Annotated in this window: 14 protein-coding genes; 10 read left to right on the top strand and 4 right to left on the bottom strand. The window is 50.6% G+C overall.

The window, feature by feature from the left end:
* Window positions 1-39 precede the first annotated feature (39 nt).
* The 3 genes from JOD24_RS11915 (at window position 40) to JOD24_RS11905 (ending at window position 2,358) form a co-directional block, all read left to right on the top strand.
* Window positions 40-666 carry a 3D domain-containing protein gene (locus tag JOD24_RS11915; RefSeq protein ID WP_380166731.1) on the top strand — a complete coding sequence of 209 codons (627 nt, stop codon included), beginning with the start codon at window positions 40-42 and terminating at the stop codon, window positions 664-666.
* Window positions 667-961: 295 nt separating this feature from the next.
* Complete coding sequence (locus JOD24_RS11910) at window positions 962-1,840, top strand: DNA-3-methyladenine glycosylase family protein (protein WP_429246974.1); 879 nt, start codon at window positions 962-964, stop codon at window positions 1,838-1,840.
* 371 nt (window positions 1,841-2,211) lie between these two features.
* Window positions 2,212-2,358, top strand: coding sequence for a hypothetical protein (locus JOD24_RS11905; RefSeq protein ID WP_380166735.1), 147 nt, complete (start codon window positions 2,212-2,214; stop codon window positions 2,356-2,358).
* Window positions 2,359-2,377: 19 nt separating this feature from the next.
* Here JOD24_RS11905 and JOD24_RS11900 read toward each other — a convergent pair whose 3' ends face one another.
* Window positions 2,378-3,301, bottom strand: coding sequence for a mechanosensitive ion channel family protein (locus JOD24_RS11900; protein ID WP_380166737.1), 924 nt, complete (start codon window positions 3,299-3,301; stop codon window positions 2,378-2,380).
* Window positions 3,302-3,625: 324 nt separating this feature from the next.
* On the opposite strand from JOD24_RS11900, the gene JOD24_RS11895 reads away from it, so the two are divergent.
* The 3 genes from JOD24_RS11895 (at window position 3,626) to JOD24_RS11885 (ending at window position 7,493) form a co-directional block, all read left to right on the top strand.
* Window positions 3,626-5,035 carry a TolB family protein gene (locus JOD24_RS11895; protein WP_380166739.1) on the top strand — a complete coding sequence of 470 codons (1,410 nt, stop codon included), beginning with the start codon at window positions 3,626-3,628 and terminating at the stop codon, window positions 5,033-5,035.
* Window positions 5,036-5,058: 23 nt separating this feature from the next.
* Window positions 5,059-6,195, top strand: a complete 1,137-nt coding sequence (mutY, locus tag JOD24_RS11890) for an A/G-specific adenine glycosylase (protein WP_380166741.1) — start codon at window positions 5,059-5,061, stop codon at window positions 6,193-6,195.
* Between the two features lie 134 nt (window positions 6,196-6,329).
* Window positions 6,330-7,493: a VanW family protein gene (locus JOD24_RS11885; RefSeq protein ID WP_380166743.1), complete on the top strand. Its 1,164-nt coding sequence runs from the start codon at window positions 6,330-6,332 to the stop codon at window positions 7,491-7,493.
* A 255-nt stretch (window positions 7,494-7,748) separates the two neighbouring features.
* Here the strand turns inward: JOD24_RS11885 and JOD24_RS11880 are convergent, their stop codons facing one another.
* A complete protein-coding gene (locus JOD24_RS11880) occupies window positions 7,749-8,015 on the bottom strand; it encodes a hypothetical protein (protein WP_429246973.1) in 267 nt (88 codons plus the stop codon).
* A gap of 396 nt (window positions 8,016-8,411) precedes the next feature.
* On the opposite strand from JOD24_RS11880, the gene JOD24_RS11875 reads away from it, so the two are divergent.
* Window positions 8,412-9,131 (top strand): hypothetical protein, encoded by a 720-nt coding sequence (locus tag JOD24_RS11875; RefSeq protein ID WP_429246972.1) that lies wholly within the window; start codon window positions 8,412-8,414, stop codon window positions 9,129-9,131.
* Between the two features lie 156 nt (window positions 9,132-9,287).
* Complete coding sequence (locus tag JOD24_RS11870) at window positions 9,288-9,734, top strand: GNAT family N-acetyltransferase (RefSeq protein ID WP_380166747.1); 447 nt, start codon at window positions 9,288-9,290, stop codon at window positions 9,732-9,734.
* A 211-nt stretch (window positions 9,735-9,945) separates the two neighbouring features.
* Here JOD24_RS11870 and proC read toward each other — a convergent pair whose 3' ends face one another.
* Together proC and JOD24_RS11860 are read right to left on the bottom strand one after the other, a co-directional pair.
* Entirely contained in the window at window positions 9,946-10,773 is an 828-nt protein-coding gene (gene proC, locus JOD24_RS11865) for a pyrroline-5-carboxylate reductase (protein ID WP_380166749.1), read from the bottom strand.
* A 136-nt stretch (window positions 10,774-10,909) separates the two neighbouring features.
* On the bottom strand, window positions 10,910-11,047 hold the full coding sequence (locus JOD24_RS11860; protein ID WP_380166751.1) for a hypothetical protein: 138 nt from the start codon (window positions 11,045-11,047) through the stop codon (window positions 10,910-10,912).
* A 177-nt stretch (window positions 11,048-11,224) separates the two neighbouring features.
* Here JOD24_RS11860 and JOD24_RS11855 point away from each other — a divergent pair, with 177 nt between their 5' ends.
* Complete coding sequence (locus tag JOD24_RS11855; RefSeq protein WP_380166753.1) at window positions 11,225-11,767, top strand: DUF402 domain-containing protein; 543 nt, start codon at window positions 11,225-11,227, stop codon at window positions 11,765-11,767.
* 11 nt (window positions 11,768-11,778) lie between these two features.
* On the top strand, window positions 11,779-12,306 hold the full coding sequence (gene lepB, locus JOD24_RS11850) for a signal peptidase I (protein WP_380166755.1): 528 nt from the start codon (window positions 11,779-11,781) through the stop codon (window positions 12,304-12,306).
* The last annotated feature ends 84 nt before the right edge of the window (window positions 12,307-12,390 follow it).

Raw genomic sequence — 12,390 nt, 5'->3', positions numbered from 1 at the left:
TAGTAAAGGAAATCTATCATTTATATGAGGTGATGATCGATGAATGTAAACCGGTGGATCGTAGCCGCTCTCAGTCTGGCAGGAGTGGGAGTGTTGGCGGCGGGAGGCAACCATGGGGGAGCCTGGTCGGATCGAGCGGAGGCAGAGGCGAGTTACACTACGGTGTCCGTGGCCCAAGGAGACACCGTGTACAGGATCGCCCGGCAACATGGGTCTGACGTTTCAACCATCGCCAAGCTGAACGAACTGAAAGACCCTTCCCTGATCCGTGTGGGACAAAAATTGAAGATCCCCCGTCAAGGGGAAGCGGTGCAAGAACAGAAGAAAGATGAAGCGGTTCCGGCCATGGCCAGAGGAAAATCCCTCGGTGAATTCACATTGACCGCCTATACTTCTGGTCCGGAATCGACGGGGAAGTCCCCGGATCATCCCGCCTTTGGTGTCACGTCCAGTGGAGCCCGCGTGGCGGAGGGGGTTACCGTCGCTGTGGATCCCCAGGTGATCCCGATCGGTTCCAAAGTATATATCGAAGGGATCGGCTATCGTGTCGCCCAGGATACAGGGGGCGCCATCAAAGGGAAGCGGATCGATGTATATATGAATCAAGTGAACCAAGCCCGTCAGTTCGGTGTGAAAAAAGGAGTTCAGGTGGAGCTGGTGGAATGATCGGGTCCACGCAAAAGGCCATGGGGGTGCCGTGGTCTTTTGCGTGTAAGCATGGAAAACCCTATTATGACTTACTCAATTCCATCCTTAGATGGATTAGATACGCCTTTGGTATCGTTATGCACTTTTTTAAAAAAATGGGGTCTGTTTTGGACAGGATTTCCGGAGAAAATGATATAATCGAAAGAAGTGAGATGAGAGGGCTGTTTGGACACACAATCCTCTCCTTTTCTTCTTCACATCGTAACTGAATGACCAGACAAGACATGTCCAAGTCCGAAAAGGGGGTCCGTCCATGCTTGTCTTACAACTGGAGCCTGTGCATCCTTATTCCTTTTCAGCGACCACCCGCCGCTTGGACCATTTTGAAAAGACAGCCTACCTGTTCCGGGAGGGGTTCTACTACCGCACTCTTCATCTGAAAGAGCGACCGGTGGTGGTGGGAATCGGGTGGGATGGTGGACAGATACTCGTTGAGGTGGAGGAGGAGCTCTCTGAGGGGGAAATCCAATGTCTGAAGGGGATGATCCGGCGGATGTTTTCCCTGGATGTGGACTTGGCTCCCTTTTATGAACAGATGAAGAAGGAACCCCGCCTGGCTCCCATCGTGGAATCACGAAGAGGTCTTCATTTTGTTCTGGATCCCACCTTGTATGAATGTCTGATCAAAACGATCATCAGTCAACAACTGAATCTCTCCTTTGCGGCTACACTGATTCAGCGATTGATCGAAGGGACAGGAGACAAAGTTCCCTTTCGAGGGGAAACTTTGCCTGTCTTCCCCACCCCTCCCCAAGTGGCCCGCCTGGAATACGAGGACCTGCAGCGTCTGCAATTTAATCGCCGGAAGGCGGAGTATGTCATCGATATTTCAAGGAAAATTGTTGATGGTACCCTGGATTTAGAAGGGATGAGAACGCTCCCCGATCAGCTTGTGACCGATCAACTGGTCTCTTTGCGGGGGGTGGGGCGCTGGACGGCTGAATGCCTCTTGCTGTTTGGTTTGGGTCGTCCCGATTTGTTGCCGGCTGCGGATATCGGGCTTCGAAATGCTCTGAGAAAAGCTTATGGGCTACAGTGGCAGCCGACAGAGGCCGATGTCCGGCAATGGGGGGAGAATTGGACACCTTGGCGGAGTTATGCCACATTTTATCTGTGGGATACTTTGATCTAGAATATGTGATGAAAGAAAACCATGTTCCATAGGGGCAAGACCAGGCGTGTTGATTAGCCATATCTTAGGTAGGGAATAAGGTCAAGATGGTGGGACGGTGAAGAGCCTTTGTGCTCTTTGCAAGAGATCGTAGCTGTCCCACCATCCCCGTCCCCTCAAGCCATATTTTACGATGAGGGCGAAAGGGTCGTTTCCTTCCCATCATCCATTTTAGGGTTCATCAACAGCCCTGGGGCAAGGCATTATAATTGGATTACAATCACATGTTATTCCTGTAAAATAGATTAAAAATGACAGCCAAACGGATCCCGAAGGATGAAAAGAAAAATCCCTGGGGATGGCTCTATATACAAAGGAGTGTGGATTCTCATATGGCCAAAAAGAGAAAACAAAAAGTGGTCCGTCAAGTGGACCACATGGCAACCATGGGCAGGGATTTGAAACGAGTGGTTTTGTGGGTGGGAATTTCCGTGGGAGTGACCGCTGTGATTGTAGCGGTCGTCAGAATGACCAGCTGATAAGGAATGGATTCCGCCTTCACGTTTCCCGGTTCCCTTTGTCAGGGAAAATCGTTGAGGTCTCCGAGGAGATTTTCATAATTTGGTGCGGGTAGGCGAACTCGATGGACTTGAGGTTGAAGGCCCGAATGATCGATTTCCGCATTTCCCGTTCCGTCGACCAGTACTCTTCCGGTGTCACTACGGCGGTGATGGTGTACTCGACTCCATCATTTTCGATGTTGGTGATGCCAAAGATGCTAAAAGGTTCGATTACATAGGGAGCTAACCGACGACCCAGGTCTTCGTTCACTTCATCCAGAGTCTTTTGAACCAACTCCTGATCGGCTTCGTAGGGGACGGTTACAGCTACCAGGGGACGCATCTGATCGCGATTGTAATTGGTCACCCGGTTGATCTCCCCGTTGGAGAAAAAGTGCAAACGCTGATTGAACTCCCGGATCTTGGTGACCCGCAGGCCGATCTCCTCAACGGTGCCCATGACATCTCCATTGATCTGGACATAATCGCCGACCTCCATCTGCCCTTCAAAAATAATAAAGAAGCCGCTGATCACGTCTTTCACCAGGTTTTGCGCACCAAACCCCACCGCCAATCCGACGATTCCTGCTCCGGCCAGAACCGAAGTTACAGGAATATCCAATTTTTCGAGGATGGCGATGATGGCGATAAAATAGATGACATAGCGGGCAGTGGATTTAATCAGGCGTCCGAGCGTGGCTCCGCGTTTTTCCTGAAACCGGCTCAGATTGAGAAGACGATCAATCACCTGTGCGAGATAGCGGAGAGCGAGCCAGGTGAGAAAGAGGATCAATGCGATCTGTGCCGCCGGGATTAGGACGTGTTCCACCAGGGGAGTCCACAGTTCGCGGGCGGGATCCTCGGCAATATTGTTGAATTTATCTTGGATTCCTTCCATCTTGATACCTGATAAGGGATTCATGGCTTCACCTTCATTGTGCAGCGATCCGGAATCAGTGGGGGGATCGCCAAGGATTCATTTCTGCACTATTATAGCACTGGAAGGGATAGACTGAAATCCTGTTGGAACCATCCATTTCCCGGGAAACTGGGTGTGAGCTTTCCTATCTGTGCAAAATATATTTCTTAATTCGCTCCGCTTTTTTTGATACACTAATCAAAGGAGTATTTTGCCATGGTAGGGAAAGACGGGTTATTCATCCAGTTGCGGCGGACCCGCTCTAAACCATCGATGGTCATGGTCTGATTTAAAGGGAAAGTTTTTCACTGACGCGGAGGGGCGTAGATGGAAAACCATGGACAAAAATGGGATGAAGAGGTCCCGACTTGGAAGTGGATGCCTGGCTTCAGGCGGAGTCGATGGAAGTGGTGGGGTCTGTCTGCCCTGTTATTGTTGTTCCTCTGTGGGGGGGTGATCTGGTTTATCTGGGTCACAGGGCAGGACGCGAGCTCGCCTGGCGTATTATATGAGGCGGATTTTCTGGAGATCACTCCTTATCTGTTTCAAAATGACCGTTTTTATTTTTGGGGAAAGACAAAAAATTCAAGCGGATATTATATTTTTAATGCGAAGAAAAACCAGCTAAAAAAGGTGAATTGGACCGACCGCTACGGAGATAGCAAGGCGGTTCATCACTTGGGTGACGGAAGCAAGATTCAGATCCTAGATAACAAAAAAGACCGGCAGCTGTTTTTGGAACGAGGCGACCAGATGGTGAAAGTGTCCGATTCTCTGCCTCTCGTAAAAGAACCGGTCTTCATCTCCCCGAAGGGCAATGCCTTTGTCTATTGTGAAAAATCCGGGTCCAAGTGGGTCCTCCGGTTGTACAGCTTGCAATCGGGGGAGGATGAAGTCCTGGTGAAAGGGGTAAAAGAGACGACGGTTTCCGGGGAGGATTGGGGTAGCTGGTCTGCAGATGGTCGCTATCTGCTCGTGGGAAATGAAGTCTATCGGGGCAGCGACGGGAAGCGGGTCTATACTTTGGCCGGTGGTTATACGGGAGTTTGGTCCCCCAAGGGAGCCCGGCTCGTCTATGTGGTCCCTCCCCAAAATAGAAAAAACAGCGAGAACAAATCTGAAGAACGCCCGTCTCTCCTGGGAAAAAGAGTAGCCGTGCTCCACCCGGATCGTGGGAAGACAGAGACTCTCCACCGGACTGTGAAAGGAAGTTGGATCGTCGGACATCCTGTCTGGGATCCTACAGGCCGATATCTAGCTTTTCCCACAGGAAAATCCCAAGATGGGGAGACCTTCTTTGAAGCGGTTCATGTAATCGATGGGAAAATGTTTCATTATGTTGAAAGCGAAGAAAATCTCCTGTCCACCCGATTGAAGCATCTGACTTTGAGTCCGGGTGGTGACTATCTGTGCTATGCAGTCAACGGAATTTTAAAATTGGTTGACTTGAGGACCCTGGAATCCAAGGTATATGATGTGTATAACCAAGTACAGAACGACCCGGACTATGTCCGTTTCGATCCTGGGGGCGTCTGGCTGGCTCAAAACCATAAAATCCTGTTTGTAAAGGATAACATGGAGGAACGAGCAGTGTATCAAACCCACCAGAAAGTGCTTGGTTTTTATCTGTCCGAGAAAAGGGATAAACTGCTGGTCCGTGAAGAGTCGGAGAAAGGGCAAGTCCTGAAGTTGATCGATCTTCACAATCTGCCGGATTCCCAGGATCAAGACAGCTGAGAATGAAACAGGGAGGGCATTCCATGGGTGGAAAGGATCACCAGCCAATCCAAGCCCCTGAAGAGGAGTGGATCCAGGCGGTCCGAAAAAAACTGTTGGATTGGTATGATCGAAACCAAAGGGATCTTCCCTGGAGAGAGAGTAAGGACCCGTACCGGGTCTGGGTATCGGAGATCATGTTGCAGCAAACCCGGGTGGATACTGTCATCCCGTACTATGAACGCTTCATGTCCTTATTTCCCACACCGGGAGCGTTGGCTGCAGCAAAAGAGGACGATGTGATCAAGGCCTGGGAGGGATTGGGCTATTACTCCCGGGCACGCAACCTTCACACTGCCGTCAAAGAGGTGGTGGAGACATATGATGGAGTCGTGCCTGATGATCCCGCAACTGTCTCTCGATTAAAGGGAGTGGGTCCCTACACCACAGGGGCGATTTTGAGTATTGCCTATAACCGTCCGATTCCGGCGGTGGACGGGAATGTCTTCCGGGTGCTCTCCCGTTGGTTCGCCTTGTGGGATGATGTGACCCGGACTTCTGCGCGCCGTAAGTTTGAAGAGCTGGACCGATTGTTGATTCCGCAAGACCGTCCGGGGGATTTCAATCAAGCGCTGATGGAATTGGGGGCTCTCATCTGCACACCAGTTTCCCCGGCTTGTGCGGATTGCCCTGTGCAAGAGGAGTGTCAGGCCTATCGCGATGGAATCCAGGCGGAATTGCCAGTGAAAACCAAAAGCAAGCCACCTGTTCCTGTGCGAATGACCTTTGGTTGGATTAGGAAGGGCCCCCAGGTTTTACTCCAACGGCGGCCGTCAGAGGGGTTGCTAGGGAGGATGTGGGGGCTTCCCACTGTGGAAACACTGCCGGAAGAGCTGGTTCCAGGTGGAACCCTGCGGGACCACTGGGCCGGCCATGGGCTGAAATTAGAGCTGGGGCCGGTGGTGGGGGAATTGGATCACGTGTTCAGTCATCGGCGCTGGTTAATCACGCTGGTGCAGGGGCTGTGTCTGGCGGAAGAGAACCTGCCTGCAGATTGTGCTTGGGTGGAAGAAAAAGAACTTGAACACTATGCTTTGCCTAATGTATATCGGAAGGCGGTTCGAATGGCGTTGGACCCACCTCAGAGCAGTCATGGGTTTCAGCAAGGTCGTCTTTTTTAACCGTTCTCTTTTTTAGGGGCACAATTCACAAGAATACGGAATATGTAAATCATTGACACAGTCTGTTTCCAATATCAAAAAATAGGAACTACCGGACAGGATGGGAACATCCGGTCTGAAGGAGAGGGAAGCAGTTGGAAGAGAATAATAAGCTTTCGCAGGGGAATGAGCAGGGGAACAAAGAACAGCCGCAATTCGAGGTTAATGAAGCAGGGAAAGAAACAGATCACGAGCAGCAGTCCTTTACCGGACCGGAACCCGCTGCAGCAGCAGAGACGGCCCCAGTGGAGAAAAACTCTGCAGAGACGTCGAGTGCTGGCTGGCTGAGTAAACTGGGAGAAAAAGTGATCGGTTCAGTCTCCAAAATACCGGGGTTGCAGCGCCCACTGAAGAAGCTGGGGCCGGCGGGAACGGCTCTGGGAACGATTACGACAGGGGTTTTGGTGGTGGGGTTGGGTACCCTGCTGTTGACAGGGGGAGTCACTGAGCATACCAGCGCAAAAGTAAAACCAGCCCCACTCAAATGGATCCTCACTTATGAGGACCAAAGCTGGGAAGCCGATCTGAGGAAAATGGGTTTTGACGGTAAGGATCCCAAGACATTGGACCCTGAGAAATGGGAAAAATGGTTTGCCCAAGTGGAAAAAGATGTGGAAAAACCAGCCGTCGATGCCCAGATGGAACGGTTGAATTCACCGATTGAACCGGAGAAAGAGGGAAGGGAGATCCAAAAAGAGAAAGTGGAGGAGTGGATCGCCAACCTTCCCGAAGGGATCAATAAGCCTCGGAAACTGCCGGTAGAGACTCTAGAACCAAAGGTGACTGCCGCGCAGCTGGAGCAGGTGGACCAAAAGCGGATCGGGAGGTACACCACGCGTTATAACCCTGGTGAGATCAACCGGACCACCAATGTTCGTCTGTCTAGCCAAGCGATCAACAACCTGGTGTTAAATCCCGGGGAGGAGTTCTCTTTTAACGAAACCGTGGGACAACGGACGGCACAGCGGGGCTACAAAAATGCCACGGTTATCGTCAACGGTGAATTTACTGACGGGATGGGGGGAGGGATTTGTCAAACCTCTTCCACCCTGTACAACAGTGTGGATCATGCCGGATTGAAAGTGACCGCCCGCTTTTCTCACAGTAAGGAAGTCACCTATGTTCCCCAAGGGCGAGATGCCACAGTGGCCTGGTACGGCCCGGATTTCAAGTTCCAGAACAGCCTGTCCAAACCGATCATGATCAAGTCCACTGCCAATGGAGGTTACCTGACAGTGGAAATCTTCACATCTCCGTAAAACATAAAATATGACAGGGCTGTTGATGAACCAGAAAATGGGCAGCGGAAGGGAGTCGTGTGCTGTCAAAGCGACCTTTGCACCATAGGTACTACAATTTGAAGTTAAGGATGCGTCACAGGCACTACAATCTCGATGGGCTGAAGCCCTGGAATAAAGGTAGCCATCCTACCCAGTGGAGAATCTGGAGGGAGGGCGTTTAGGGGCAACCTCTTCCCTGTGTTGCTTCCGTAAGGCTTTGCCCCTGCCCGATGGTCAGATTTGGAGCGGCCAGATTTCACTTCCTTGCCGGATGGCAACGGTCGCGTGGTAGAACATGATCTCCCCACCCAAAATATGGCTAATCAACACGCCTGAAAATTTGAATCGTTTTTCACCCCCTCTTCCGCCCTCGGCTGGAAGAGGGGCTTTTTCAGAGGCGACTTTCATACATTTGGAGTCAGGCATGTTGATTCTCCATATTCTAGGGAGGAAAACAGGTCGGGATGGTGGGACGGTGAAGAGCCTTTGCGCTTTTTGCAAGAGATCGTAGCCCTCCCACCATCCACTTTATGGTTCATCAACAGCCCTGATTTGGAGTAAATGATCTTCGTTGGCGTTCCCCGGTGACGGTGGTGGCTCCATGTCAAATGGTTTAGGAACCGAAGTTCGCGGAAAAACTAGTTACCAAGAGAAGCATAGTGAAAGAGTCATCCTACCTACAGGACACAAATTTTGTCTAGGGTGGTGCAGGGAGAGTGGGAGTTCACATGAAGTGATTTTGACTCGTAGAACAATGGAACGTCATGTGAAAACCCATCCTGACCGCCCAAGATCGATGTAAATCACAACACTCTAATCAGCGCCCGTTAGAATTGGATTGATAGATGTGGGCATAAAGATGGAGATGAGAAATCCCAGAGGAGAGGGTGGGAATAGATGAAGAGGCCGGGGTGGACAATCAAAGGAGGGATTGCTTGGTCCCTTTGGCTGACGCGGGGAGCAGCGGTGGTTATTTTGTCTTCAGTGATATTGACCCTTCTTTACCTTGTGCAATTGGATCCGGATTCACTGGGTAAACGAATGCTGTATATCAGCGACAATGAGACAGCGATCCTTTGGTCTTGGGGGATGAATCTGTTGACGGCAGTGGTCTTGATTGGGGTGTTTGTCATCTTGACCCGGGTTTTGGCTACGGAATACCGTCCCATTCTGCAGATGGCTCTGATGATTTGGGTGATTGGTGCCGCTTCGTGGATGCTACATGACTTCATTCAAATCACCTTTATGCCCGAACTTTCTCGCATGTTTCTGGCGCTTCCTACGGAATCCTTGGCGAGATATATCATGGACTGGGAACATCTCTTGACTCAGCTGTTCGGCATATTTAGTTGTTCTTGTTTTGCAGTGAGTGGATATATGTATACAGCGGTCATGTATCGCACAGAGCAATTCACCAGCCGATTTGCAGGGTATTCCTTCAGTGTCTGGAGTTTCCTGCTGATTTCTGCAATCGTTCTCCGCTGGGAAGAACGATTGGCACTCTGGTTGATCGCAGGTGCCTTGTTTATGATGGTGATCTGGACTTGGTTATTGGCAGGGGAAATCTCTCGGATTAAGCGGCAGGATGCAGATCAGATCGCTATTTCCAAAGCTTGAACTCATGATTTTAAGGAATAGCGAATGAAGCAAAAAACGGGAGAAACGGGATTTAACGAAGGAGAGTAAGCGTTTTCTTCACAGAAAGATCACAATTGCACTGGTGGTCTGCTGTTTAGTACACTTATCTAACCATCATCACAGGAGGATTTATCTATGAACCTACGTTCTTTTCAACTTTCCGATATCCATGCGGTAACTTCCATCTGGCAGTTGACGGCTTCTCGTCAACGGGAACAAGAGACATTGAAAGTCTTGTCCAGACAGTTGGCCTGTGACCGGGATCTGGTGGTGGTGGCTGAATCAGGGGGACGGGTGGTCGGTGCGATCGTGGGGACAATGGAAAAAGACACCGGCTTTTTCTACTGTCTGGCTGTCCATCCCGAGTACCAAGGGTACGGAGTGGGACGTCAGCTGGCAGAGCTCTTGGAGAAACGATTTTACAGCAAAGGGGTTCGTCAGATCCAGGTGATGGTAGATGAAGGAACAGAAAAGTTGTTCCCTTTTTACCGTCATCTCGGCTACCAGGGAACCCGTCAGTCTTCAATTTTGGAGAAGAAATGGCTGTATAACCTGCAGAATGTGTTGAATTCTGCAAACTGAATCGGCACAGGTTGCGACAAGGACCCAACGACGGTTGATTTGCTGACGCCCAGTTGATTGACTGGTGCAATTTTTTAAAAATTAATCTAAATATTTATACCATTCCATATCACTTCAGGGGCGGGGGCATGGGAGACAATAGCTTGAGATTGAAAGAATTTAGTGGTACGGCGCCATCGGGGAAAAATCCCTCTCCGGCTGGAGGGGGATTTTACTGATCAGCTGAAAAACGTCCTAATTCCTGGGATCTTTTGCAGGCTTGTTGCACAGCCAGAATCAACGCATCCTGAAACTGATGGTGAGCGAGTGTCTCCAGTCCGGCCATTGTGGTGCCGCCGGGTGAAGTCACCTTTTTGCGAAGCTCAGCGGGTTCTTCTCCGGTTTCTTGTAGCATTTTGGCGGCCCCCAGCAGGGTTTGCAGGGTGAGGCGGCGAGAGACGGTGGGGGTGAGACCCATGGTAACCCCAGCTTTCTCCAGTGCCTCTACCAGATAGTAGATATAGGCGGGGCCACTTCCGGAAAGGCCGGTGACAGCATCCATATCTTCCTCTTTCACCACGACGGTGATTCCGATGGAGGAAAAAAAGCGGGCGGCTTGTGCTAGGTCGTCTTCGTCGGCGTGAAGTCCAGGGCAGAGAGCTGTGGCGGACAAGCCCACAGTTCCTGAAGTATTGGGCATCGCGCGAATGACAGCTGTTCCTGGGGCGAGACGCTTTTCGATAAATGATGTGGAGAGACCGGCGACTACGGAGATCACTCGCTGCCCTGGGTGGATATATGGGCCCCATTGCTCCAGCGCTGCGGCGGCATCTTTCGGCTTGATTGCCAGAATGATGAGATCTGCTTTGGACACAGCGGTGTTACGGTTAGGGGGAAGACTGATCCCGTACCGTTGGTTGAGTTGTTGGATCCGTTCATGGTTGCCACGGTTGATGGTGGTGATGCTCTCCCCTGTCGTTCCTTGGCTTAACAGGCCGGACAGGAGTGCTTCCGTCATGGAGCCAGCACCGATGAAACAATAGGTTGGCTGATCGGTCATTCTCAATCCTCCTTTGGCTTTCGATGAAAATAAAAACAACCCTCCCCGTCCCAAGGACGAAAGAGGGTTTCTTCCGCGGTACCACCTTTGTTGACACGATTGTGCCCGACTTATGGAAGACATTAGAGGGTCTTCCTCATCGATAACGGAGAGGTCCGTCGCGGCTCATCGCCGCCCGCTTCCGGGGTGGGCTGGGAGTGGATGTTGCCGGCAATCCTTTCAGCCGATGGGGATTGCTCTCTGAACGGACATCCGGTCTCCCTGGTCCCTTCATCGCGTTTTTCTTCAGCTGGTGATTTTTACTCATTATGACGGGGTTGTGAGGAGATGTCAAGATTTCCAGCTTAGGAAAAAAGATTTGCATTTGCGGTTCATCAGATCAATTCTGATTTTTATGTTTTATAATCCGTTATTTTTGGAAATACAAGAAGATGGGAAGGAGATTTAAGTGATGCAAACCATTCGGGCTGGGGATATCCTCCGGATTGAAAGCAGAAAGCACGGGGGTCTGTTCCATCGTTCCTGGAAACGATCGGTGGTGTTGGACCCGGGAGAGCCCCTCTTGCTGGCCAATCGCAATGTGGAGGTGACCGAGTCCGATGGGCGTAAGTGGCTTTCAAAAGAATTGGCACTCTGCCAGTTTCATAGAAACCACTGGTTCAATACGATAATAAGGATTGATCCCACCGGCTCCCACCATTTCTATTGCAATATCGCTTCACCTTACAGCCTGGAAAGACAAGGGTTGGTCTACACAGACTATGATTTGGATCTATGGGTGGAGCCGGATCGGACCACTCGTTGGTTAGATCGTGACGAATATGAAATCAATCGGCGACGCCTCGGCTATTCCCGTGAGGTGACCCATCATGTGGAAGCCGCAGTTGCTGAACTGGAACATCTCGTCGCAACAGGCAGTGAACCTTTTACGTCCGGGTTTGTGCAAAAAGGTGTTCATCTATTTCTTTCCTATGAAAAACAACTGATGGGGTGAAGTGATGCAAGATGAAGGGTGGTAGGCCCCGGTTTGGTTCTTGGTTGCGAACGGTCCTGTTGGCCGTCTCAGCAGCGTTGGTGATCAACCAGTTTGGGCTGGCACTGTCCGTGGTCAACGGAACCTCCATGATGCCCACTTTGGAAGATGGGGATCGGCTCTTGATCAACAAACTTCACTTTATGTTCTCCCAACCGCAACGTAATGACGTGGTGACTTTCAAGGATCCTTCCCGGAAGGGAAAATATCTGGTCAAGCGTGTGGTGGGAGTCCCTGGAGATCGGATTGAGATCAAGGGAGGGGATCTGTATCGCAATGGAAAAAAGGTGCATGAACCCTATATCGACACAGACATCGAAGATGGGGACTTTGGGCCAGTGACAGTCAAAAAAGGAAGTCTCTTTGTCATGGGAGACAACCGTCATCGCTATGCGAGCAGAGACAGTCGCTATCCCGGAGTGGGACAGGTTTCAGAGGAACTCCTGGAAGGAAAGGTGGAATGGATTCTCTGGCGACCATCATTGGAAAAATTTCTTTGATGGAAAGAGTGGTAGTAATTTCAAATCATAACAAGAGTCAAAAACTGTTCACAAAACACGGATGTCAATTGCCAGGGAACATTG

Origin of the sequence: Kroppenstedtia sanguinis, assembly GCF_050433445.1 — a bacterium.
Classification (GTDB): Bacteria; Bacillota; Bacilli; order Thermoactinomycetales; family DSM-45169; genus Kroppenstedtia; species Kroppenstedtia sanguinis.
The sequence above is the reverse complement of the archived record's forward strand: the minus strand, read 5'-3'. Positions and strand labels throughout refer to the sequence as shown.